The sequence below is a fragment of the Pseudomonas palmensis genome (assembly GCF_049942755.1).
Taxonomy (GTDB): Bacteria; Pseudomonadota; Gammaproteobacteria; order Pseudomonadales; family Pseudomonadaceae; genus Aquipseudomonas; species Aquipseudomonas palmensis.
This window is the reverse complement of record NZ_CP187958.1, coordinates 1,241,216-1,263,749: the sequence shown is the minus strand read 5'-3', so window position 1 is coordinate 1,263,749 and position 22,534 is coordinate 1,241,216. Positions and strand designations below refer to the sequence as shown.

Sequence of the window (22,534 nt, the reverse complement as noted above, 5' to 3'; positions counted from 1 at the left end):
GGTCGGCTCTCAGTTCTCGATCGGCCGGGCCGCCGGCAGGTCGTTGCGGCGGCGGTGGAACAGGCGCTCCAGGGCCAAGTATATGACCGGCGTGGTGAACAGTGTCAGCGCCTGGCTGACCAGCAGCCCGCCCACCACCGCGATGCCCAGCGGCTGGCGCAGCTCGGCCCCGGCCCCGGCGCCGAGCATCAGTGGCACCGCGCCCAGCAGGGCGGCCAGGGTGGTCATGATGATCGGACGAAAGCGCGTCAGGCACGCCTCGTGGATCGCCGCCTCTGGCGCAAGCCCGCGCTGGCGCTGGGCCTCCAGGGCAAAGTCGATGAGCAGGATGCCGTTCTTCTTGACGATGCCGATCAGCAGCACCACGCCGATCAGGCCCATGATGGTGAAGTCCTGGCCCATCAGCCACAGCAGCGCCAGTGCGCCAAGGCCCGCCGAGGGCAGGGTGGAGATGATGGTCAGCGGGTGCACGAAGCTCTCGTAGAGCACCCCCAGAATGATGTACACCGCCACCAGCGCGGCCAGGATCAACCACGGCTGGCTCGACAGCGAACTCTGGAAGGCCTGGGCCGCGCCCTGGAAGGTGCCGATGATCGAGGCCGGCATGCCCAGCTCGCGCTGGGTGCGTTCGAGGATGCTCACCGCATCGCCCAGGGCTACCCCCGGTGCCAGGTTGAACGACAGGTTGGCGGCCGGGAACAGCCCGTCGTGGCTGATCGACAGCGGCCCGGTGCTGGGCGCCGCGACCTTGGCCAGCGCCGCCAGCGGCACCATCTCGCCACTGAGGGGCGAGCGCAGGTAGAAGTAGGCCAGGCTCTCGGCCTTGCCACGCTGGCGTGCATCGATTTCCAGGATCACCTTGTACTGGTTGGTCTCGGTCTGGAACTCGCTGATCTGACGCTGGCCGAAGGCGTCGTACAGCGCCTGGTCGACGTCGGCGGTGGTCAGGCCGAAACGCGCGGCGGCCTGGCGGTCGATGTCGATGCGGGTCACGCTGGCGCCCAGCTGCAGGTCGTTGGACAGGTCGCGGAACGCCGGGTTGGCGTGCAGGCGTTCGGTCAGGCGCTGGGTCCACAGGTTGAGCGCCGGGCCGTCGTTGCTCTTGAGCACGTACTGGTACTGGCTGCGGCTGGGCCCGGAGCTGAGGTTGATGTCCTGCCCGGCCCGCAGGTACAGCACCAGGCCCGGCACCTGGGCGGCCTTGGGGCGCAGCCGGTCGATGAACTCGCTGGCCGACACGTCGCGCTGGGCAGGGTCCTTGAGGGCGATCCAGAAGCGCCCGTTGGCGATGGTCTGGTTGCTGCCGGTAACCCCCACCGAGTGCGAGAACGCGCGTACCGCAGGGTCGGCCTCGATGATCTTCGCCAGCGCCTGGTGCTTGCGCACCATGTCCGGGTACGACACGTCGGCCGCGGCCTCGGTGGTGCCGAGGATGAAGCCGGTGTCCTGCACCGGAAAGAAGCCCTTGGGAATGGCCACGTAGCCGCCGATGGCCAGGGCCAGGGTCACGAAGAACAGCCCGAGCATCAGCCTCTGGTGCGCCAGGGCCCTGACCAGCAGACGATCGTAACCGGCCACCAGGCGCTCGCCGAAGGTCGGTGCGGCGTGCTCGGGGTGTTGCGGGCGGCGCATGAACAGCGCGCACAGGGTCGGCGCCAGGGTCAGCGAGACCACCACCGAAATCAGGATGGTGGAGGTGGCGGTGAGGGCGAACTCCTTGAACAGCCGCCCCACCACGCCCCCCATGAACAGCAGCGGAATGAACGCGGCCACCAGCGAGAAGCTGATCGAGACAACGGTGAAGCCGATCTCGCCGGCGCCCTTGAGGGCAGCCGTGCGGCTGTCGTCGCCGGCCTCCAGGTGCCGGTGGATGTTTTCCACCACCACGATGGCATCGTCCACCACAAACCCCACGGCGATGACGATGGCCACCAGGGTCAGGTTGTTCAGGCTGAAGCCGAACAGGTACATCAGCGCGAAGCTGGCCACCAGCGATACCCCCAGCACGCTGGAGACGATCAGCGTGGCCGACCACTGGCGCAGGAACAGCGCCATGACCGCGATCACCAGCAGCACGGCGATCAGCAGGGTGATCTCCACCTCGTGCAGCGAGGCGCGGATGGTCTGGGTGCGGTCGCTGAGCACCGACACCTGCACCGATGCCGGGAGCATTTCTTCCAGGTGCGGCAGCGCCTGCATGACCCGGTCCACGGTGTCGACGATGTTGGCCCCGGGCTGGCGGAACACCACCAGGTTGAGGCCTTCCTGGTCGCCGGACCAGGCTTTGACATAGGCGTTTTCGGCGCCGTTGATGACCGTGGCCACGTCCTTGAGGTGTACCGGGGCGCCGTCGCGGTAGGCGACGATGAGCTGGGCGTATTCATCGGGGTGGAACAGCTGGTCGTTGGTGGCCAGGGTCGACACGTTGCTGTCGCCGTACAGCGCGCCCTTGGCCAGGTTGAGGCTGGTCTGCTGGATGGCCTGGCGCAGGTCGGCCAGGGTCAGGCCGATGGCGGCGAGTTTTTCCGGCTGGGCCTGCACGCGAATCGCCGGGCGCTGCTGGCCGGTGATGTTGACCAGCCCGACCCCGTCGATCTGGCTCAGCTGGCGTGCCAGCAGGGTTTCGGCGTAGTCGCTCAGTTCGTTGGCCGGCATCTGCGCGGAGCTGACGGTCATGATCAGCACCGGGCTGTCGGCCGGGTTGACCTTGCGCCAGGTGGGCAGGCTCGGCATGTCCTGGGGCAGGCGCGAGGAGGCGGTGTTGATCGCGGCCTGGACTTCCTGGGCGGCGGTGTCGATGTTCTTGTCGAGGGTGAACTGCAGGATCAGGCTGGTGGAGCCCAGTGCGCTGCTGGAGGTCATCTGGGTCATGCCGGGGATGGCGCTGAACTGCACCTCCAGCGGGGTGGCCACCGACGAGGCCATGGTCTCGGGGCTGGCGCCGGGCAGCTGCGCGCTGACCTGAATGGTGGGGAAGTCCGCTTCGGGCAGCGGTGCCACCGGCAACTGCGGGAACGCCACCACGCCCAGCAGCACCAGGGCGAAGGTCAGCAGCAGGGTGGCCACCGGGCGGTCGATGCACCACGCACTGATCGAGCTGCGCCCGCTCATGGCTGCACACCGCTGCCGGCAACATCGTCGCCGACGGGCGCGGCGGGCGGGGCTGCCAGCACCTCGACCCGGGCGCCGGGCCTGAGCCGCGACTGCCCGTCGGCCACCAGCGTGTCGTTGACCGCTACGCCGCTGATCACGTTGAGGTTGCTGTCCTGATACAGCACCTTGACCGGCACCACCGCGACCTTGTCGCCCTCGACGCGGTACACGAAGTGCTGGTCGATGCCCCGCTGCACCACGCCGGGGGGCACCACCAGCGCATCGCGCTGGATGCTGGTCTGGATCTTCAGGCTCACCAGTTGCCCCGGCCACAGGCGGGCCTGGGCATTGTCGAACGCGGCCTTGGCGCGCAGGGTGCCGGTGTTGGCGGCGATCTGGTTGTCGATCAGGCTCAGGTGCCCTTCACCCAGCAGCAGGCCGCCGCTGTCGCCGTTGCCTTCGAGGTAGGCACGGATCGGCGCCGGGGGTTCGGCGGCCACCAGCCCCTGCAGGGTCGGCAGCCATTGCTGCGGCACGGCGAACTCCACCGCGATGGGGTCGATCTGGGTCACGCTGAACAGGCCCTGGGCGTCGCTGGTGCGCACCAGGTTGCCTTCGTCGATGTTGCGAATGCCCACCCGTCCGGTGACCGGCGAGCGGATCTGGGTGTACGACAACTGCACCTTGGCCGCGGCGATCGCTGCCTGGTTGCCGAGGATGCTTGCCTTGAGCTGGTTGACCAGCGCCTGCTGCTGGTCGAGGGTCTGGCGCGAGATGCCGTTGTCTTCGCTGAGCAGGCGGTAGCGCCTGAGGTCGACCTCGGCCACCTGCTGCTGGGCCTGGCTCTGGCCCAGTTGCGCCTGGGCCTGCTCGAGGCTGGCGCGGATGCTGCGGTCATCCAGGGTGGCCAGCAGGTCACCGGCCTGCACCGGCTGGCCCTCCTTGACCAGGATCCGGGTCAGCACGCCCTCCACCTGGGGGCGGATCTGCACGCTGTGCAGCGACTGCACCGCGCCGATGGCGCTGAGGTAGTGCGGCACATCCTGCTGCTGCACCTGGATCACACTGACCGGGGTGGCCACGGGCATGGCCGGTTGGCTGGCCGTATGGCGACCGAAAGTCAGGTACAGCGCCAGGCCCAGCAGCAACGCTATCAGGCCGAAAAAAAACACTCGAGAGCTGGAAATTCGCATGCGTGCACGGCGCCAGGGCAGAAAAAGGAGGGCTGTCAGTAGGTTATAGCTGCTACTGGGGGTCAGCAGTGTGACGCCCACCTGTCAGCGCTGTCAGCTGGCAGATGGCCAAGTGCCAATAGTCTGCGCTGGATCAAGGTTTTACTAAATGTTGCCCCGTAGAGTCTCTCGCCCTGCCGCCCCTCCACCTATAAAAACGCGAGCGCTTTCGATGAAGAGCAATCTGCCTGTGACCGGCCGCAATGTAGATTACCCCGGTGACGCGAATATCCTTTCCACCACCGATCTGACCAGCGCCATTACCTATGCCAACGAGGATTTTCTCAAGGTCAGCGGGTTCGAGCGCGACGAGCTGATTGGCCAGTTGCACCATGTGGTACGCCATCCCGACATGCCTTCCCAGGCCTTTGCGCAGATGTGGCAGACCCTCAAGGCCGGCCGCTCGTGGATGGGGCTGGTGAAGAACCGCTGCAAGAATGGCGACCATTACTGGGTCAGCGCATTCGTGTCGCCGGTCACCAGCCAGGGCCAGACGGTGGAGTACCAGTCGGTGCGCACCAAGCCCACCCCGGCGCAGGTGGAGGCCGCCGAACGTTGCTATGCACGCTTGCGCCAGCAGCGCCCGTTGCCCTGGTGGCAACGCCTGCCGCGCCCTGGCCTGGCGTTGCAGCTGGGGCTGGGCACAGGCCTGGTGCTGGCAGTGGTGCTGGGCACCAGCCGCCTGCTGTTGCCGACGCTGCCGTGGCAGTGGCTACTGGAGCTGGTGGCCGCCGGTGGGCTCAGTGCGCTGCTGGTGTCGGTGCTGCTGCGCCCACTGGAACAACTGCGGGTGCGGGCGCAGTCGATTGCCGACAACCCGTTGAGCCAGCAGCTGTATACCGGCAAGGCGGGCGCCGTGGGGCAGATCGAGTTCGCCCTGCTGATGCTCGAGGCGCAGATCGGGGCGGTGGTGGGGCGCATTGGCGACACCTCGCAGCGCCTGGCCGGCCACACCGCAGAGCTGGCGCAGCACCTGCAGCACAGCCACACCACCACCCTGGGCCAGCAGGGCGAGGCCGATCAGGTGGCGGCGGCAATCAACCAGATGACCACCAGCGTGGCCGAGGTGGCCAGCAATGCCCAGCAGGCTTCGGAGGCCGCCGAGCATGCCGAGGATGCCACCCAGAATGGTCATCAGCTGGTGGACCGCAGCCGCAGCAGCATCCTCGAACTGGCCAGCGCACTGAGCGCTGCCACCGAGGTTATCCACACCCTGGAAGGCCACAGCATGGAAATTTCCGGAGTGCTGTCGGTTATCCACAGCATCGCCGAGCAGACCAACCTGCTGGCACTGAACGCGGCCATCGAGGCGGCGCGGGCGGGGGATCAGGGGCGTGGCTTTGCGGTGGTCGCCGATGAGGTGCGCGGCCTGGCCAAGCGCACGGCCGAGTCCACCGGCGAAATCCAGCGCATGATCAGCGCCTTGCAGCGCGGCACCCGCGATGCGGTGCAGGCCATGCACGAGAGCCGCGAGCATGCCGGGCAGAGCGTCGAGCAGGCGCAGCAGGCGGCGGTGGCGCTGGACGGCATCAGCCAGCAGGTCAACCAGATCAGCGAGATGAGCCTGCAGATTGCTGCGGCGGTGGAGCAGCAGAGCCTGGTCAGCGAAGATATCAACCGCAACATCATCAGCATTCGCCAGGCCAGCGAAGAGAGCGTGGTGGCCGGTCAGCACGGGCATGCCAACGCCAGCGACGTGGCCGGCCTGGCCGAAGACCTGCGGCGCCTGGCCGAGGAGTTCTGGCAGCGCCGCTAGGCGCCGCTCAGAAACCGATGAAGCTGTAGTGGCCAGCCGATGTGCTGCACACCCGGGCGCCGGCCTGATGCAGTTGCTCGACCAGTGCCGGGTTTTCCACGTGCAGGGTCCAGGGCGCCAGCGCGGCGTTGCCCGGGGCGTGCAGGGCGGCGTGCAGCGCCCCGGTGTCGGGCAGGTAGGCGGTGAAGCCGTTGCCCTTGAGCGCGCTGGTGGTGATGCCCAGTTGCTGGCAGATCTGCACTTTGGCGTGGATATCGTCGCGGTCGGCCTGGCGCGAGCGCTCGATCAGCTCGGCCAGTTGGCGGTCCATCAACTGGCTGCCGTGGATCAGTACCGGGCCGCGTTGCCAGGCTTCGGTCGGGCAGTCCTTGGCGTCGGGGCGCAACGGGATGTGCGGGTTGATTTCCATCGGGTAGATGCGGCACACCAGCGGCCGGCGCTCATAGATGCGGCACAGGTTGTCGGCATCCAGATTGCGGCAGGCGCCGGGGTTGAACGCGGCGAAGGTGATGGCCACGTGTGCCTGGGTACTGCCGCAGGGCACGGCGCAGGCACGGCGGGTGGCGTGCTCGCGCTGGGCGTCGGGCAGGCCCAGGCCGTTGGCCAGAAAGGCTTCCACCAGCACGATGAGCTGGCCGCCATCTGCCACCCAGTGGCGCGCTTCGTCGAGGGTCAGGGGAACGTGGTGGCCATTGCAGCATTTGCCACAGCCGGTGCAGTCGAACTGGAGTGAGGTTGCAGCGCTGGTCACGGTTTGGCGGGGGTCCATTCGGTGATGAAGGCAGTCTTGCGCTGCTTGTCGAACAGGCACAGCTCGCTGCCTTTCTGGTTCTTCATGTGCTTTTGCGGGTAGTGGCCGCTGATCAGCAGGGCACTGTAGCCGACGCGGTCGTCGAACTCGGCCGGCTTGCTGGCGGGCCGGGCATCCTTGAACTGGCTGGCGGCGAGGCAGGCCCTGGTCAGGGCTTGTTCGTGGTCGGCCCAGGCCTGGTCGCTGGAGGCATGGGCGCCGAGGCTGAACAGGGCCAGCAGGGCGAAGGTGAGGGCTTTCATGATGGGCGGCTCATGAGGGGAGAGGCCGCTGATTATGCCAGAGCATCGGTTTTTGCAGGAGCAGGAGCGTTTCAGCGTTTGTCCTGGCCCCTTCGCCGGCAAGGGATCGCGGCCCCTATAGGAGTCGCCCTGCCGGCGAAGGGGGCCGGCTCAGCGCTCGGCGAAAGCCACCGCCCGCGCTGCCACGATCAGGCAATCGGTGAGCTCCGGCGAGGAGAACTTGGTCAGCACCGCGTTCGCCCCTGCCAGCCGGGCTTTCTCGCTGTTCATCGCGCTGTCCAGCGAGGTGTGCAGCAGTACATAGAGGTGCTGGAAGTCAGGCGTTTCGCGCAGTGTGCGGGTGAAGGCGTAGCCGTCCATCTCGGACATCTCGATGTCCGAGACCACCACGTTGATCTCCCGGTCGGTGCCCTGCAGCTCCAGCAGGGTGTCGATGGCATCCTTGGCACTCTTGGCGGTGTGGCATTCCAGCCCCAGGCCGCGCAGGGTCAGCACCGACTGGTGGAGTGCCACATGGCTGTCATCGACCACCAGTATGTTGGTGGCCTGCAGAACGGCGGCGTCTTCGGGGTTCAGCTCGCTGCTGCTCACTTCACGCGGCGGCGGCGCAATGCCGTGAATGACCTTTTCGATGTCCAGCACCTGCACCAGCGTGCCGTCCACCTGGGTTACCCCGGTGATGAATGCCTTGCTGCTCGACCCGTAGGGCGGCGGCTTGATGTCGGTACTCAGGCAATGCACGATGCGGCTCACCGCCTGCACGTGCAGGCCCTGCTTGGAGCGGCTGATGTCGGTGACGATCAGGCAGCCGCCGTTGGGGTCTTCCAGCGGGCGTTCGCCGATGGCGCGCGACAGGTCGATGACCGACAGCGAGTTGCCCCGCAGGGTGGCCACGCCTTTGACGTGCGGGTGCGATTCCGGGAGCTTGGTCAGGGGCGGGCAAGGGATGATCTCGCTGACCTTGAGCAGGTTGATTGCCATCAGCTTGCCGCTGCGCAGGGTGAACAGCAGCAGCGACAGCGAGTCGGCGCGGGCATTTTGCGAGGCCATAGGCACCTTCAGGGCAAAGAGAATAAGGGATCTGCCGGGTTATCGACCCGAGCGCGCCAGGCTTTAATCCGCCACTGCACTTCAGCGTAGCCCCAGTCGGCGGGCCAGGCGGCTGAGGTTGGCGCGGTCCAGGCCCAGCTCGCGCGCGGCACTGGCCCAGTTGTGCTGGTGGCGCTCCAGGCAGGCCTCGATCAGCTGGCGCTGGTACAGGTCCAGGGCCTGGCGCAGGTCGGTGCCGGGCGGCGGTGGCAGTGGCGCCGCCACGCTGGGCGCTGCCCCCGGGCCGGCGCCGGGCAGGTCGAAGTCGCGGGCCTCCAGGGTGAGGATCTTCGGCCGCTCGGGGTGCTGGCCCAGCGCCTTGAGCGACGAGCGGCCGATCAGGTGCTCCAGTTCGCGCACATTGCCCGGCCAGTCGTACGCCAGCAGCGCGGCCTGGGCATCGCTGCTCAGGCGCAGGCTGTTCAGGCCCATGCGCGAGCGGTTCTGCTCCAGGAAGTAGCCGCTGAGCAGCAGCACGTCGCGCCCGCGCTCGCGCAGCGCCGGCACCCGCAGCGGGTACACGCTCAGGCGGTGGTAGAAGTCGGCGCGGTAGCGCCCGGCACGCACTTCCTCGGCCAGGTCGCGGTTGGTGGCGGCAATCAGGCGCACATCCACCTGGTGCTCCTGGTCCGAGCCCAGGCGCTGCAGCTGTCCGCTTTGCAGCACGCGCAGCAACTTGGCCTGCACGGCCAGCGACAGTTCGCCCACTTCGTCGAGAAACAGTGTGCCGCCGTTGGCCAGCTCGAACTTGCCGCGTCGCTCGCCCACCGCGCCGGTGAAGGCGCCGCGCACATGGCCGAACAGCTCGCTCTCGACCAGGGTGTCGGGCAAGGCGGCGCAGTTGAGGCTGATCATCGGCTTGTCGGCACGCGCCGACTGCTGGTGGATGGCCTGGGCCACCAGCTCCTTGCCGACCCCGGTTTCACCGGTGACCAGTACGGTCAGGTCGCTGCCGGCGACCAGGCGGATCTCTTCGAGCAGGTGCTTGTGGGCCTTGCTCTGGCCGATCAGTTCCTGGTGCTGCTGGCCGCTGGCCTGGCGGTAGATCTCGGCGCGCTGGTGTTCGTCTTCGGCGCGCAGGGCCAGGCGTTCGATACGTTGCGCCACGTTGACCGTGGCGGCGGCCAGGCTGGCGAAGGCCTGCAGGGCGTCCAGCTCGACCTGCTGGAAGCGCTCCGGGGCCAGCGCATCGAGGGTGATCAGGCCCCAGGGCCGTTCGTCGACGAACAGCGGGCAGCCCATGCAGTCGTGTACCTCCAGGTGCTGGTGCAGGCCCTCGACCAGGCCGTCGTAGGGGTCGGGCAACTGGCTGTCGCTGGCAAAGCGGGTCGGCTCGTTGCGGCTGAGCAGGGCGGCGAAGCGCGGGTGTTCGCTGACCTTGAAGCGCCGGCCCAGGGTGTCGGGGCTCAGGCCGTCCACCGCCAGGGGGACCAGCCATTCGCCATCCAGGCGCAGCAGCGCGGCGGCGTCGCATGGCAACAGGGCGCGCATGGCTTCGAGCAGGCGACGGTAGCGTTCGCGTTCGGGCAGCTCGCGAGACAGGTCGCTGACCAGGGGCAGCAGTGCGGTAAGCAGGGATTTTGCGGTCATGATGACTCCTTCGAGTCTTTATGACTCTAGCAGGGCTGTGGTCAATTTGACTCAAAAATATTCAAGCTATTGATTTATATGGATTTAATAGTTGGCACGAAAGCTGAAACAACCCGGGCAGATTATCCAGAAGCCATAAGGCCCGGGAGTTACCCATGCTCAATGCCCAAGATCGTGCCATCGTCAAAGCCACCGTTCCGCTGCTGGAAAGCGGCGGCGAGGCGCTGACCACGCATTTCTACAAACTGATGCTCAGCGAATACCCCGAGGTGCGTCCGTTGTTCAACCAGGCCAACCAGGCCAGCGGCGACCAGCCGCGGGCGCTGGCCAATGGCGTACTGATGTATGCACGCCATATCGACCAGCTCGAGCAACTGGGCGGCCTGGTGAACCAGATCATCAACAAGCACGTGGCGCTGCAGATCCTGCCCGAGCATTACCCGATCGTCGGCGCCTGCCTGCTGCGTGCCATCGAAGAGGTGCTCGGCAAGGAGGTCGCCACCCCCGAGGTCATCGCGGCCTGGGGCGCGGCCTACCAGCAACTGGCCGATATCCTGATCGGCGCCGAAGAGGGCCTGTACCAGCAGAAGGCCCAGGCGCCGGGTGGCTGGCGCGGTGCGCGGGCGTTCCGGCTGGCGGCGCGGGTGCAGGAGAGCAGCGAGATCGTCTCGTTTCACTTCGCCCCGCTCGATGGCGGCCCGGTTCTCAAGGGCGAGCCCGGTCAGTACCTGGGCCTGAAGGTGCAGATCGATGGCCAGGAGCACCGGCGCAACTATTCATTGTCGGCGCTGGGTGACGGCCGCGAGTACCGCATCAGCGTCAAGCGCGAGGCGGGCGGCAAGGTGTCCAACTACCTGCATGAGCACCTGCAGGTGGGCGATACCCTGGAGCTGTTCCCGCCGGCGGGCGAGTTCACCCTGAGCGCCAGCGACAAGCCGCTGGTGCTGATCAGCGGCGGGGTAGGGATCACCCCGACCCTGGCGATGCTCGACGCGGCCCTGGCCAGCGGTCGCCTGGTGCACTTCATTCATTGCGCGCGCAACGGTGCGGTGCATGCGTTTCGCGACTGGGTGGACGAACGCGCGGCGCGTCATCCGCAGCTCAAGCGCTTCTATTGCTACGCCGAGGATGACGGGGTGAGCCTGCCGGCCGACGCCGTGGGGCTGCTGAGCCAGGATCAACTGGCGCAGTGGCTGCCGGTCGAGCGTGACCTGGACGCGTACTTCCTGGGGCCCAAGGGCTTCATGGCGGCGATCAGGCGTCAGCTCAAGGCCCTGGGGGTGCCGGAGCAGCAGAGCCGCTACGAGTTCTTCGGGCCGGCGGCGGCACTCGAGTAAGGGCCGGGGCCTGTTCGCCGGCAATGCCGGCGCCTGCAGCTAAGCGTATGTGCTGCAGGCGCCGGCTAAGCTGCCGACCTTAATCTTCTTTTAATCGGTTTAACCTTCACTCCCTGTGGTCATGGTCGGCGTGTAGAATTGCGCCCAGGCTTGAGCCACCTATCTAGTGAAGGGAACGGGAATGAACGATCTAACGCAGCGCCTGAATCGGGAACGGCGCTTTCTGGTACTGCTGGGCGCCATCTGCCTGGCGCTGATCGGCGGTGCCCTGTACATGCAGATCGTGCTGGGCGAGGCACCGTGCCCACTGTGCATCCTGCAGCGCTATGCATTGCTGTTCATCGCCCTGTTCGCCTTCATCGGTGCGGCCATGCCCGGGCGGCGCAGCCTCACGCTGTTCGAGGCCCTGGTGGTGCTGAGCGCCATCGGCGGCATTGCTGCAGCGGGCAACCACGCCTACATTCTGGCCAACCCGGCCGTCAGCTGCGGCATCGACACACTGCAGCCGATCGTCGACGGCCTGCCGCTGGCCTCGGTGCTGCCGCTGGTGTTCCAGGTGGATGGTTTCTGCTCGACGCCGTACCCGCCGGTGCTGGGGCTGTCGCTGGCGCAATGGGCGCTGCTGGCCTTCGTGCTGACCGCCGTGCTGGTGCCGCTGGGCATCTACCGCAACCGTCGCCAGCGTTAGACAAAAGTCCCGTGTCGAGGCAAGTGCTCAGGGCTTGAGAATTTTCCGAAGAAGTCGCCTCCAGGTTGACCTGGATCAAGTCCCAACCCTTGCGGTACGGGCATTTCAGGGCTACAGCCAGGGGTGCGACAAACTGTCGCGAAATTGATTTTTGCTGCGCTATTGTTACGTTTTCTGTAAAGGACTGTTGCTCAATAAGTCATAGTCATGGCCATGTTACGTCACTACAATCGCCCCCAATTTCCGTTCGGCACCGCTTGCGAGTTGCAGGATTAAAGGAGCTCCGGCCCCTTTCGTGACTCTGACGAGCATCGCCTGCGGCGATGCCGGGCTGACCCCCCTCCCGTGATTTTCCGCACCAAATGGAATTGGTCTGTAAACAGGCCTGATTGCCTACGAAGTCAAAACAATAAGCACCGTTGCACACCGGTTCTGCCGAGCAGCCGCAGCTGAATTCCGGCGTGACCGTATTCGATCCCATAAATGCTGACGCTTGGCAGGACGAAGTGTTGGCGACCAAAACACAAATTGCATTGAAGCAAGCTGCTCTAGAGGTCGTGAGATGAGTAAAAAGCGTTACCCCAGACTGTTTGGCATTCTGCCCTTTTTAGGCATGCTTTTACTCAGTGGGTGCAACTGGACCCTGCTCGACCCGAAGGGCCAGGTCGGCATTGAGCAAAGGAACCTGATCCTGATCGCTACCGGCCTGATGTTGCTGGTGGTGATTCCTGTCATTTTCATGACGATCGCGTTCGCGTGGAAGTATCGCGCCTCCAACAAGGCTGCCACCTACACCCCTGACTGGTCGCACTCGACCAAGATCGAAGTGGCCGTATGGTCCATCCCGGTGCTGATCATCATCGCCCTGGGTTATGTCACCTACCTCTCCACCCACAAGCTGGACCCGTACCGTCCACTGGATTCCGACGTGAAGCCGGTGCAGATCGACGTGGTCGCGCTGGACTGGAAATGGCTGTTCATCTACCCGGAACAGGGTATTGCCACGGTCAACAAGATCGTCTTCCCGGCCAACACCCCGGTCAATTTCCGCGTGACCTCCGACGCCGTGATGAACTCGTTCTTCATCCCGGGCCTGGGCGGCCAGATCTACGCGATGGCGGGCATGACCACCAAGCTGCACCTGATTGCCAACCAGAACGCCGAGTTCGACGGGATCTCCGCCAACTACAGCGGTGCCGGCTTCACCGGCATGAAGTTCAAGGCGATCGCCACGTCCCAGGAAGATTTCGAGGCGTGGGTCAACGAGGTCAAGCAGTCGCCGCAACAACTGGACAAGGCCACCTACGAGGCTCTGGCCAAACCTAGCGAAAACAACCCGGTTGCGCTCTACAGCGTGGCCCCGGAAAACATGTTCCAGTCCATCGTCGACAAGTACGAGGGCATGAACCGTGGCAAGCCGGTGGTGCACGAGAAGAAAGAGCACAAAGAAGCGGCCGAAGCGATGGACGTGAGTATGCATTCAGCTGCTGGGGCAGAGGAGTAAAAGATGTTCGGTAAACTTAGTCTGGACGCGATCCCGTATCACGAGCCGATAGTCATGGTGACCCTCGCCATGATCGCGCTCGGCGGTCTCGCGTTGGTTGCTGCAATCACCTATTTCCGCAAGTGGACCTACTTGTGGACCGAGTGGCTGACGTCGGTCGACCACAAGAAGATCGGGGTGATGTACATCATCGTCGCGATGGTCATGCTGCTGCGCGGCTTTGCCGACGCCATCATGATGCGTACCCAGCTGGCCATGGCCACTGGCGGCGCCGAGGGCTATCTGCCTCCTGAACACTATGACCAGATCTTCACCGCTCACGGTGTGATCATGATCATCTTCATGGCGATGCCATTCTTCACCGGCCTGATGAACCTGGCCCTGCCTCTGCAGATCGGTGCACGTGACGTTGCCTTCCCGTTCCTCAACTCCCTGAGCTTCTGGCTGCTGGTGTCCGGCGTTGCGCTGGTCAACATCTCCCTGGGCGTGGGCGAGTTCGCCAAGACCGGCTGGGTGGCCTATCCACCGCTGGCGGGTATCCAGTACAGCCCTGGGGTCGGTGTCGACTACTACATCTGGGCGCTACAGATATCCGGATTGGGGACAACGCTGACCGGTGTCAACTTCCTGGCCACCGTGCTGAAAATGCGCGCCCCTGGCATGAAGCTGATGGACATGCCGATCTTCACCTGGACCTGCACCTGGGCCAACATCCTGATCGTGGCTTCGTTCCCGATCCTGACCGCGACCCTGGCACTGCTGACCGTTGACCGTTATCTGGACTTCCACATTTTCACCAACGAGCTTGGTGGGAACCCGATGATGTACGTCAACCTGTTCTGGGCATGGGGTCACCCTGAGGTGTACATCCTGATCCTGCCGGCGTTCGGCGTGTTCTCGGAAGTCATCTCGACCTTTACCGGCAAGCGCCTGTTCGGCCACAAGTCGATGATCTACGCCTCGGGTGCGATCTCGGTTCTGGGCTTCGGCGTATGGCTGCACCACTTCTTCACCATGGGTTCGGGCGCCAGCGTCAACACCTTCTTCGGTCTGGCGACCATGCTCATTTCGATCCCGACCGGGGTCAAGCTGTTCAACTGGCTGTTCACGATCTACCAGGGCCGTCTGCGCTTCACCGCGCCAGTGCTGTGGACCCTGGGCTTCATGGTGACCTTCTCGATCGGCGGCATGACCGGCGTACTGCTGGCCGTACCTGGTGCTGACTTCGTGCTGCACAACAGCCTGTTCGTGATCGCTCACTTCCACAACGTGATCATCGGTGGTGCGGTGTTCGGCTACATTGCCGGCTTCGCCTTCTGGTTCCCGAAAGCCTTCGGTTTCACCCTGAACGAGAAGTGGGGCAAGGCTGCCTTCTGGTTCTGGATCTCCGGTTTCTACGTGGCTTTCATGCCGCTGTACGCACTGGGCTTCATGGGCATGACCCGTCGTCTGAACCACTCGGACAACCCTGCCTGGGAACCGTACCTGTACGTGGCCGTGGTCGGTGCCGTGCTGATCCTGTTCGGTATCGCCTGCCAGCTGATCCAGCTGTACGTGTCGATCCGCGATCGCAAGGACAACATGGACGTCACTGGCGACCCATGGAATGCGCACACCCTGGAATGGTCGACCTCGTCGCCACCGCCGTTCTACAACTTCGCCACCATGCCGGAAAAAGTCGGCCTGGACGCATGGACCGAAGCCAAGCGCGCCGGTATCGCCTACAAGGCTCCGGCCCAGTACGCACCGATCCACATGCCGAACAACACCGCTACCGGTCTGTATATGGGCGCGCTGTTGACCGTCTTCGGTTTCGCCACCATCTGGCACATCTGGTGGTTGGCCGCGGTCGGCCTGATCGGCACCATCGCTGTCTTCGTTGCTCACGCTGCGCGTGACGACCAGGGCTACATGGTTCCTGCCGAGGAAGTGGCACGTATCGAAGGTGAGCGTCTGAAGCACCTCGGTCTGGCTACCGGCTCGCCAGTCGGTGCGCCTGTCGAATCGTTTGAACGGGTTTAATCAATGTCCAGTCATGTAATCAATGCTGATGCTGCTCATGGTCACGACCATGGGCACGAAGAACACCACGACTCGGGCCAGATGACCGTATTCGGTTTCTGGCTGTACCTGATGACCGACTGCATCCTGTTTGCGTCGATCTTCGCAGCCTACGCGGTGCTGTCCGGCAACTTTGCCGGCGGCCCGTCGGGTCACGACATCTTCGAACTGCCGTATGTACTGGCTGAAACCGCGCTGCTGCTGTTCTCCAGTATCACCTTCGGCTTCGCCATGCTGCAGATGTACAAGGGCAACAAGAACGGTGTACTGGCCTGGCTGGCAGTCACCTTCCTGCTCGGCCTTGGCTTCATCGTCATGGAAGTCAACGAGTTCCACCTGCTGATCAGCGAAGGCTTCGGCCCGCAGCGCAGCGGCTTCCTGTCGGGCTTCTTCGCCCTGGTCGGCACCCACGGTCTGCACGTGACCGGTGGTCTGATCTGGATGGCCGTGATGATGTACCAGATCCAGAAGAAGGGCATCACCGGTTCGGCCAAGACCCGCATGGGTTGCCTGAGCCTGTTCTGGCACTTCCTGGACGTGGTCTGGATCTGCGTATTCACCGTTGTCTATCTGCTGGGGGTTCTGTAAATGGCTAACGCACATAACGAGCACGCCGAGGGCAGCCACGGCAGCGTGAAGTCGTACGCAATCGGCTTCGTACTGTCGGTGATCCTGACGCTGATCCCGTTCGGTCTGGTGATGTACCCGACCTTGCCCAAAGACATGACCGTACTGATCGTGGTGGCCTTCGCGGTCATCCAGATCGTCGTGCACCTGTACTACTTCCTGCACCTGGACCGTTCGCCAGAGCAGCGTGAGAACGTCAGCGCCTTCCTGTTCACCGGGTTGGTCATTGCACTGTTGGTCGGCCTGTCGCTGTGGATCATGTTCAGCATCCACACCAGCATGATGGCGAAGTGAGGTAAGACGGCATGTCCTTTAAGCACTTTATCCAAATCACCAAACCGGGGATCATTTTCGGTAACGTGCTTTCTGTGGCAGGCGGTTTCTTCCTTGCCGCGCAAGGGCATGTGGACTTCATGCTGTTCCTGGCCACGGTGATCGGCACTTCGCTGGTGGTGGCGTCCGGTTGCGTGTTCAACAACTGCATCGACCGTGACATCGACATCAAGATGGAGCGCACCAAGAACCGTGTGATGGTTCAAGGGCAGGTCTCGCTGAAGATCGCGCTGGCCTACGCCACCCTGCTCGGGGTGGCCGGGCTTGGCCTGCTGTACGTGCAGGCCAATGCCCTGGCAGCGTTGTTCGGCCTGATCGGGTTCATCATCTACGTGGGTTTCTACAGCCTGTACCTGAAGCGCAAATCGGTGCACGGCACCCTGGTAGGCAGCCTGTCCGGTGCCATGCCTCCGGTGATCGGCTACTGCGCCGTGAGCAACAGCTTCGACCTGGCTGCGTTGACCCTGCTGGTGATGTTCAGCCTGTGGCAGATGCCGCATTCCTATGCGATCGCGATCTTCCGCTTCAACGACTACCTGGCGGCCTCGATTCCGGTACTGCCGGTCAAGCGTGGCATCCTGGTGGCCAAGAAGCACATCCTTTGGTACATCGTGGCGTTCCTGGCAGCGACCCTGATGCTGACCATCGGTGGTTATGCCGGCATGAGCTACATGGCCGTGGCCGCGGCGATGGGCATGTACTGGTTGTACATGGCCTGGACCGGCTACAAGGCTGTGGATGATCGCCTGTGGGCGCGCAAGCTGTTCGTGTTTTCCATCTTCACCATCACTGCGTTGAGCGTGATGATGTCGTTGGACACCAAGGTGCCGACCGAACTGCTGCTGACCTACGCGCATTGATCTGATGTGTTGAAAGAGACCCCGGGCCGAAAGGTGCCGGGGTTTTTTTTGCCCTTCAGAAACGGCTTCGCTCTTGCTCCCGCTCCCGCTCCCGCTCTTGCTCTTGCTCTTGCTCTTGCTCTTGCTCTTGCTCTTGCTCTTGCTCTTGCTTTTGCTTTTGCTTTTGCTTTTGATCTTTCCGTCCTTCAGGAGGCCGAATGGAGCCCGCGTGTAGTGGGGTGTAGGGCCATGGATGGCCCGGAAAGTGCCGACGGGCAGGGACGCCCGTGCGGCGCGGCCCCACGGAGCGTGGGTGGAGTGAGGGGACCCGTAGCGAAGCGTAGGGCCGGATGCTGGACGGAGCGGTTTTGCTTACTTTTTCCAAGAAAAAAGTAAGCCGCTGTAAGAGCGGAAGGGGCCCTAAATGTCGATATCCATGCTGGATAAGCACATGATTGTCGATTTTCATGTCTGTAGTGGTCAACTGATCCCGGACACTGAATTGAGTTTTTCCTCTGCGACCGCAGGCGGTAGCCCTTCGTTGAATTGATGCGGTCGCCGCCAGTTGTACCGCTCCATCAAAAACCGACTGATATCTTGCTGCGCCAGCACAGCGCTCATGTAGCCCACCGTCGGTATCCATTCAGTCTTCAGGCTGCGAAATAGCCGCTCCATCGGCGCGTTGTCGTGGCAGTTGCCGCGCCGACTCATGCTCTGCGTGAAGCGGTATCTCCATAGTCTCTGGCGGAAACTCAGGCTGCCGTATTGGCTGCCCTGGTCGCTGTGAAACAGCACATTCTGAGGCCGGCCACGCTGCTCATAGGCCATATCCAATGCCTTGATCACTAGGTTGGCATCAGGCTTGGCTGAGAACGCCCAACCTACAACACGCCGGGCACAAAGGTCGATGACAGCCGCCAGATAGTGCCATTGGCCTTCAGCCCAGACGTACGTAATGTCACCGCACCAGACTGTGTTCGGGGATGCCACGCTGAACCCGCGATCAAGCACGTTCGGGATATCAGGCCGCTCCACGGTAGCCTTTTTGTAGGCATGGGAGCCCGGCTGTTTGCTGATCAAGTTCAGCTCGCGCATCAACCTACGTACCTTGAATCGCCCGATCTGCATGCCGTCCTCTTTCATCATCAGCATGATGCTCCGGCTGCCCGCAGCGCTTCGGCTTTGCGTAAACAACTCGTTCACGCGGCTACGCAAGACTACTCGTTCGGCATCCGGATACCGACGTTTCCGGCAGTACGCGTAGTAGCAAGATCGGGTGACATCAAATACCGAGCACAACAGATCAACAGGCTCTTGAGCCCGCAGTTGATCGATTAACGCGAACGCTCGTGTTCCTCGGCCATCAAGAGCGCGGTGGCCTTTTTTAAGATCGATTTTTCCCGTTCTAGCCGATTGATACGGGCTTCGAGTTCCTGGATTTTTTGCTGCTCAGGTGTCAGAGCCTTGCTGGTGGGAGTAACACCGCTACGTTCTTGCTGAAGCTGGCTCACCCATCGACGAAGCGCCGATTCGACCAATCCGAGCGAACGGGCGGCTTCGATATGGCTGTAGCCTTGGTCGAGCACCAGGCACGCAGCCTCGCGCTTGAACTCAGGGGTAAAGGTACGACGTTGCTTGGTCATCAGACACCTCTCTATGGCGAGCATTCTCGCCTAAATGGGTGTCCGGTTTCATTAGACCACTACAGTCGGTGTGATTATCCGACATGGATAGCGCTGCGAGCGGCGCCTTCCGCTCTTACAGCGGGTCACTTTTGGCAAACGCCCCAAAAGTAACCAAAAAGGCTGGGCCCTGCATACGGCCCTACGCTTCGCTCCGGGTCCCCTCGCTCCGCACCTGCTCCGGGGGCCGCGCCGCACGGGCGTCCCTGCCCGTCGGCACTTTCCGGGCCATCCATGGCCCTACACCCCACTACGCAGGCGCTCCACTCGGCCTCCTGAAGGGCCAGAAGATCAAAAGCAGATCAAAAGCAGATCAAAAACCAGAGCAAGATCACCAGCCGGAGCAAGGCCTCTGGATCGGTGCGTGGCAACGGCCGGCAATCCCTCCCACCCGGGCACCACTCCCCGCTGAACACGCAACCCCCGGCATTGCTAGCGTGACGGCTCCCCACCCCAAGGAGCACACCGCCATGAGCATTCTGACCGTTTACTTCTGCGGCACCGGATCGCACCGTTTCGATGACCAGAACCCCAATTTCTGGAACGGCGAACTGGTCGCCACCCTTGCTTCCAACGACCAGAGCCGCGAGTTCGCCAACTGGATCGCCATCGACGGCCCGGGCAGCGGCAACCTGCAGGCCGATGACCTGTTCATCGAAAACAAGGAATACGGCCTCACCGGCACCCTGTTCGGCGCCGGCTGGGAGCAGAACGTGGCCCACGCCCTGCAGGTCATCAAGGGCTCCTGCACCTGGCAGCGCGAAAAACTCACCGAGCAGGACTACAACCGCCTGAAGTCAGCCGGCGTGCCGATCGAGGACGTGAAGAAGGAGGGTTCCTGGTTCTGGCGCCAGTACGACTATGGCGACCGCGGCGTGACCCCGCAGCAACTCCAGGAAGGCATCATCCGCATGCACCGCAAGGACGGCCTGATTCCCGATCAGGTCAACATCGTGGGCTGGAGCCGCGGCGGCATCAGTGCCCACATGCTCGCCAACGCCATGGCCGACGACCCGCAACTGGCCCACGTGCCGGTGAACATCTTTGCCATCGACCCCGTGCCCGGGATCAACAACCTGCAGCCACACCGCCTGCACCTGCGCACCAACGTGAAGGAGTACGTGGGTTTCTTTTCTCGCGACGAGCGCTCCAAGGGCTTCGCCTGCGTCATCCCGTCCACCTACCCCGATACCCGTGTCCACATCTTTCCACTGCCAGGACGCCACGCCACGCTGGTGGGCAATGCCTCGGCCGATGGCGCCAGTGCCGGCAACGAGCTGCCCGACCCGGGCCTGATCGTGCGCCATTTTGCCGAAACCTGCCTGACCCGCTGGGGCGTGACGCTGCAAAAACGCCTTGAGCTGAGCGAAGGGCAGGTGGCCGACTACCTGGATGCCATGGACCGCGACGATGCCCGCTACAGGGCCATGCGCAAGCACTCCTACACGCTGCTGAGCGAGTCCGAAGGGGAGCATCGGCTGGTCCACCAGGGCGATATGCGCAAGGCTTTCAGCTTCGTGCGCGGGGCCCACATGGCGCCGGAGGAGGGCCTGGATGTGGGGAGCTGGCGCTCGCTGTCGTTCGAGCGTCTGTGCTGACACCGCGGCATCGGTCGCGGCCGCGCTGCGCGGCCCGCGATCGAATCCACTTTACAGGCATTGCCTGCAGGCACTATCTTCTGCCTCGGCCACCGCAGTGGCCAACGTCGCTCGGACGGTTCCGGGCGCTTACGTCCTCGAGGTAACCATGGCTGACCAAGGTTCGCCGCGCCGCTTTGCGCGCATAGATCGTCTCCCCCCCTACGTATTCAACATCACCGCCGAACTCAAGATGGCCGCGCGCCGTCGTGGCGAAGACATCATCGACCTGAGCATGGGCAACCCCGACGGGGCCACGCCGCCGCACATTGTCGAAAAACTGGTACAGGTCGCCCAGCGCGAAGACACCCACGGCTACTCCACCTCGCGCGGTATCCCGCGCCTGCGCCGGGCCATCTCGCACTGGTACAAGGACCGCTACGACGTCGAGATCGACCCCGAGTCCGAAGCCATTGTCACCATCGGCTCCAAGGAGGGCCTGGCCCACCTGATGCTGGCCACCCTGGACCACGGCGATACCGTGCTGGTGCCCAACCCCAGCTACCCGATCCACATCTACGGCGCGGTGATCGCTGGGGCCCAGGTGCGTTCGGTGCCGCTGGTGCCCGGCGTGGACTTCTTCAACGAGCTGGAGCGGGCGATCCGCGAGTCGATCCCCAAGCCCAAGATGATGATCCTGGGGTTCCCCTCCAACCCCACCGCGCAGTGCGTGGAGCTGGACTTCTTCGAGCGGGTGGTGGCACTGGCCAAGCAGTACGACGTGCTGGTGATCCACGACCTGGCCTATGCCGACATCGTCTACGACGGCTGGAAGGCCCCGTCGATCATGCAGGTGCCGGGTGCCAAGGACATCGCCGTGGAGTTCTTCACGCTGTCCAAGAGCTACAACATGGCCGGCTGGCGGATCGGCTTCATGGTCGGCAACCCGGAGCTGGTCAACGCCCTGGCGCGAATCAAGAGCTACCACGACTACGGCACCTTCACCCCGTTGCAGGTGGCGGCGATCGCGGCGCTCGAAGGCGACCAGCAGTGCGTGCGCGACATCGCCGAGCAGTACCGCCAGCGGCGCAACGTGCTGGTCAAGGGGCTGCACGAGACCGGCTGGATGGTCGAGAACCCCAAGGCCTCGATGTACGTGTGGGCCAAGATCCCCGAGCAGTACGCGCACCTGGGTTCGCTGGAGTTCGCCAAGAAGCTGCTGGCCGAAGCCAAGGTATGCGTGTCGCCGGGCATCGGCTTTGGCGACTATGGCGATGACCATGTGCGCTTTGCCCTGATCGAGAACCAGGACCGCATTCGCCAGGCGGTGCGCGGCATCCGCCAGATGTTCCGTGCCGATGGCATCGAGGCGCCGAAGGCGGCCAGGGCTTCACGCACGTCGTGATGCACCTCGCCGGCAAGGCCTGCTCCCGTAGGAGCCGGCCTTGCCGGCGAAGGGCGCGACACCGCCTTCCGTCGGCCGCCCATATTTCTTTCACTGCCCCCCTTTTCAACGCCACGCCGAAGCATAGAATGATCGTCGGGTTTCTCCCTCCAACGATACTTCTCCCCCCCTCCCAAATCATGTCCGAAAACAATCCTTGTTTGACTTGCGGTGCCTGCTGCGCGTATTTCCGTGTGTCCTTTTTCTGGGGTGAATGCACCTCGGCCGGGGGTGTCGTGCCTGATGAACTGGTGGTGCAGATCAACCCGACCCGGGTGGCGATGATCGGCACCGACGCCAAGCCGTGTCGCTGCATAGGGCTTGAAGGCGAGATCGGCAAGAGCGTCAGCTGTTCGCTCTATGCCCAGCGCTCCAGCCCCTGCCGCGAGTTCGATGCCGCCTGGGACAATGGCCAGCCCAACGACGACTGCAACGCGGCGCGGGCCGCCCACGGCCTGCCCCCTCTGGAAGCCAACGAGCCGTTCTGGCCCGCCGAAGACCCGGAGGTGGCCTGACCGTTCGTCGGTTGGCTGACGCTGTAAGTTTGACGAGGCCCTGTATTCACGGGGCCCATTGCCAAAGTATTAACACCATTTGACGTAACGCCTTTGCGCAAGGGCTCCGGGAAA

18 protein-coding genes and 1 pseudogene are annotated in these 22,534 nt (G+C 63.8%); 12 read left to right on the top strand and 7 right to left on the bottom strand.

Features of this window, described 5'->3' with window-relative positions; genetic code table 11:
• Nucleotides 1–9: 9 nt before the first annotated feature.
• Nucleotides 10–3,111 carry a multidrug efflux RND transporter permease subunit gene (locus ACPRTJ_RS05845; protein ID WP_426428346.1) on the bottom strand — a complete coding sequence of 1,034 codons (3,102 nt, stop codon included), beginning with the start codon at nucleotides 3,109–3,111 and terminating at the stop codon, nucleotides 10–12.
• Entirely contained in the window at nucleotides 3,108–4,286 is a 1,179-nt protein-coding gene (locus tag ACPRTJ_RS05840) for an efflux RND transporter periplasmic adaptor subunit (RefSeq protein WP_054916289.1), read from the bottom strand. The genes ACPRTJ_RS05845 and ACPRTJ_RS05840 overlap by 4 nt, the downstream gene beginning before the upstream one ends.
• A 148-nt stretch (nucleotides 4,287–4,434) precedes the next feature.
• On the opposite strand from ACPRTJ_RS05840, the pseudogene ACPRTJ_RS05835 reads away from it, so the two are divergent.
• Both ACPRTJ_RS05835 and ACPRTJ_RS05830 read left to right on the top strand, forming a co-directional pair.
• Nucleotides 4,435–4,779: pseudogene (locus tag ACPRTJ_RS05835) on the top strand (PAS domain-containing protein); the annotation flags it as partial.
• 429 nt (nucleotides 4,780–5,208) lie between these two features.
• Nucleotides 5,209–6,081 carry a methyl-accepting chemotaxis protein gene (locus tag ACPRTJ_RS05830; protein ID WP_370409068.1) on the top strand — a complete coding sequence of 291 codons (873 nt, stop codon included), beginning with the start codon at nucleotides 5,209–5,211 and terminating at the stop codon, nucleotides 6,079–6,081.
• 7 nt (nucleotides 6,082–6,088) lie between these two features.
• On the opposite strand, the gene ACPRTJ_RS05825 is transcribed toward ACPRTJ_RS05830, so the two are convergent.
• The 4 genes from ACPRTJ_RS05825 to norR all read right to left on the bottom strand — a co-directional run bounded on the left by ACPRTJ_RS05825 (nucleotide 6,089) and on the right by norR (nucleotide 9,813).
• Nucleotides 6,089–6,850, bottom strand: coding sequence for a YkgJ family cysteine cluster protein (locus ACPRTJ_RS05825; protein ID WP_078479911.1), 762 nt, complete (start codon nucleotides 6,848–6,850; stop codon nucleotides 6,089–6,091).
• Nucleotides 6,829–7,134, bottom strand: a complete 306-nt coding sequence (locus tag ACPRTJ_RS05820; protein ID WP_043864399.1) for a hypothetical protein — start codon at nucleotides 7,132–7,134, stop codon at nucleotides 6,829–6,831. Before ACPRTJ_RS05820 ends, ACPRTJ_RS05825 begins: the two co-directional genes overlap by 22 nt.
• Before the next feature lie 150 nt (nucleotides 7,135–7,284).
• Nucleotides 7,285–8,184, bottom strand: a complete 900-nt coding sequence (locus tag ACPRTJ_RS05815) for a chemotaxis protein (RefSeq protein WP_043864400.1) — start codon at nucleotides 8,182–8,184, stop codon at nucleotides 7,285–7,287.
• Nucleotides 8,185–8,265: 81 nt separating this feature from the next.
• Nucleotides 8,266–9,813, bottom strand: coding sequence for a nitric oxide reductase transcriptional regulator NorR (gene norR / locus ACPRTJ_RS05810; protein ID WP_426428343.1), 1,548 nt, complete (start codon nucleotides 9,811–9,813; stop codon nucleotides 8,266–8,268).
• A 155-nt stretch (nucleotides 9,814–9,968) separates the two neighbouring features.
• Here norR and hmpA point away from each other — a divergent pair, with 155 nt between their 5' ends.
• The 7 genes from hmpA (at nucleotide 9,969) to cyoE (ending at nucleotide 17,223) form a co-directional block, all read left to right on the top strand.
• Nucleotides 9,969–11,150: an NO-inducible flavohemoprotein gene (gene hmpA, locus ACPRTJ_RS05805; RefSeq protein ID WP_104572932.1), complete on the top strand. Its 1,182-nt coding sequence runs from the start codon at nucleotides 9,969–9,971 to the stop codon at nucleotides 11,148–11,150.
• Between the two features lie 181 nt (nucleotides 11,151–11,331).
• A complete protein-coding gene (locus tag ACPRTJ_RS05800; protein ID WP_043864403.1) occupies nucleotides 11,332–11,838 on the top strand; it encodes a disulfide bond formation protein B in 507 nt (168 codons plus the stop codon).
• Between the two features lie 562 nt (nucleotides 11,839–12,400).
• The gene (gene cyoA, locus ACPRTJ_RS05795) at nucleotides 12,401–13,342 is read left to right on the top strand and encodes a ubiquinol oxidase subunit II (RefSeq protein WP_043864404.1); all 942 of its coding nucleotides are present in this window, start codon (nucleotides 12,401–12,403) and stop codon (nucleotides 13,340–13,342) included.
• Nucleotides 13,343–13,345: 3 nt separating this feature from the next.
• Nucleotides 13,346–15,364 carry a cytochrome o ubiquinol oxidase subunit I gene (cyoB, locus tag ACPRTJ_RS05790; protein ID WP_043864405.1) on the top strand — a complete coding sequence of 673 codons (2,019 nt, stop codon included), beginning with the start codon at nucleotides 13,346–13,348 and terminating at the stop codon, nucleotides 15,362–15,364.
• Between the two features lie 3 nt (nucleotides 15,365–15,367).
• A complete protein-coding gene (cyoC, locus tag ACPRTJ_RS05785; protein WP_043864406.1) occupies nucleotides 15,368–15,991 on the top strand; it encodes a cytochrome o ubiquinol oxidase subunit III in 624 nt (207 codons plus the stop codon).
• Complete coding sequence (cyoD, locus tag ACPRTJ_RS05780) at nucleotides 15,992–16,324, top strand: cytochrome o ubiquinol oxidase subunit IV (protein WP_043864407.1); 333 nt, start codon at nucleotides 15,992–15,994, stop codon at nucleotides 16,322–16,324.
• Between the two features lie 11 nt (nucleotides 16,325–16,335).
• A complete protein-coding gene (gene cyoE / locus ACPRTJ_RS05775) occupies nucleotides 16,336–17,223 on the top strand; it encodes a heme o synthase (protein ID WP_043864408.1) in 888 nt (295 codons plus the stop codon).
• A gap of 459 nt (nucleotides 17,224–17,682) precedes the next feature.
• Here cyoE and ACPRTJ_RS05770 read toward each other — a convergent pair.
• Nucleotides 17,683–18,845, bottom strand: a protein-coding gene (locus ACPRTJ_RS05770; protein WP_100632666.1) for an IS3 family transposase whose coding sequence is annotated in 2 segments (ribosomal slippage) — nucleotides 17,683–18,593 and nucleotides 18,593–18,845 — 1,164 coding nt in all. Because the reading frame shifts where the segments join, the coding sequence is not laid out codon by codon here.
• 509 nt (nucleotides 18,846–19,354) lie between these two features.
• Here ACPRTJ_RS05770 and ACPRTJ_RS05765 point away from each other — a divergent pair.
• From ACPRTJ_RS05765 to ACPRTJ_RS05755, 3 genes are all read left to right on the top strand, one after another.
• Nucleotides 19,355–20,482, top strand: coding sequence for a hypothetical protein (locus ACPRTJ_RS05765; RefSeq protein ID WP_058541385.1), 1,128 nt, complete (start codon nucleotides 19,355–19,357; stop codon nucleotides 20,480–20,482).
• Between the two features lie 148 nt (nucleotides 20,483–20,630).
• On the top strand, nucleotides 20,631–21,866 hold the full coding sequence (gene alaC, locus ACPRTJ_RS05760; RefSeq protein WP_043864411.1) for an alanine transaminase: 1,236 nt from the start codon (nucleotides 20,631–20,633) through the stop codon (nucleotides 21,864–21,866).
• Nucleotides 21,867–22,045: 179 nt separating this feature from the next.
• Nucleotides 22,046–22,420 carry a YkgJ family cysteine cluster protein gene (locus tag ACPRTJ_RS05755; protein WP_426428340.1) on the top strand — a complete coding sequence of 125 codons (375 nt, stop codon included), beginning with the start codon at nucleotides 22,046–22,048 and terminating at the stop codon, nucleotides 22,418–22,420.
• Nucleotides 22,421–22,534 lie beyond the last annotated feature (114 nt).

Excerpts from the sequence above, each read along its gene's own strand:
- ACPRTJ_RS05765 (WP_058541385.1), top strand. The coding sequence starts at position 19,355 with ATGAGCATTCTGACCGTTTACTTCTGCGGCACCGGATCGCACCGTTTC.
- ACPRTJ_RS05800 (WP_043864403.1), top strand. The coding sequence starts at position 11,332 with ATGAACGATCTAACGCAGCGCCTGAATCGGGAACGGCGCTTTCTGGTA.
- cyoA (WP_043864404.1), top strand. The coding sequence starts at position 12,401 with ATGAGTAAAAAGCGTTACCCCAGACTGTTTGGCATTCTGCCCTTTTTA.
- norR (WP_426428343.1), bottom strand. The coding sequence starts at position 9,813 with ATGACCGCAAAATCCCTGCTTACCGCACTGCTGCCCCTGGTCAGCGAC.
- cyoB (WP_043864405.1), top strand. The coding sequence starts at position 13,346 with ATGTTCGGTAAACTTAGTCTGGACGCGATCCCGTATCACGAGCCGATA.
- ACPRTJ_RS05820 (WP_043864399.1), bottom strand. The coding sequence starts at position 7,134 with ATGAAAGCCCTCACCTTCGCCCTGCTGGCCCTGTTCAGCCTCGGCGCC.
- ACPRTJ_RS05845 (WP_426428346.1), bottom strand. The coding sequence starts at position 3,111 with ATGAGCGGGCGCAGCTCGATCAGTGCGTGGTGCATCGACCGCCCGGTG.
- cyoC (WP_043864406.1), top strand. The coding sequence starts at position 15,368 with ATGTCCAGTCATGTAATCAATGCTGATGCTGCTCATGGTCACGACCAT.
- ACPRTJ_RS05815 (WP_043864400.1), bottom strand. The coding sequence starts at position 8,184 with ATGGCCTCGCAAAATGCCCGCGCCGACTCGCTGTCGCTGCTGCTGTTC.
- cyoE (WP_043864408.1), top strand. The coding sequence starts at position 16,336 with ATGTCCTTTAAGCACTTTATCCAAATCACCAAACCGGGGATCATTTTC.
- ACPRTJ_RS05825 (WP_078479911.1), bottom strand. The coding sequence starts at position 6,850 with ATGGACCCCCGCCAAACCGTGACCAGCGCTGCAACCTCACTCCAGTTC.
- ACPRTJ_RS05830 (WP_370409068.1), top strand. The coding sequence starts at position 5,209 with ATGCTCGAGGCGCAGATCGGGGCGGTGGTGGGGCGCATTGGCGACACC.
- ACPRTJ_RS05840 (WP_054916289.1), bottom strand. The coding sequence starts at position 4,286 with ATGCGAATTTCCAGCTCTCGAGTGTTTTTTTTCGGCCTGATAGCGTTG.
- cyoD (WP_043864407.1), top strand. The coding sequence starts at position 15,992 with ATGGCTAACGCACATAACGAGCACGCCGAGGGCAGCCACGGCAGCGTG.
- ACPRTJ_RS05755 (WP_426428340.1), top strand. The coding sequence starts at position 22,046 with ATGTCCGAAAACAATCCTTGTTTGACTTGCGGTGCCTGCTGCGCGTAT.
- hmpA (WP_104572932.1), top strand. The coding sequence starts at position 9,969 with ATGCTCAATGCCCAAGATCGTGCCATCGTCAAAGCCACCGTTCCGCTG.
- alaC (WP_043864411.1), top strand. The coding sequence starts at position 20,631 with ATGGCTGACCAAGGTTCGCCGCGCCGCTTTGCGCGCATAGATCGTCTC.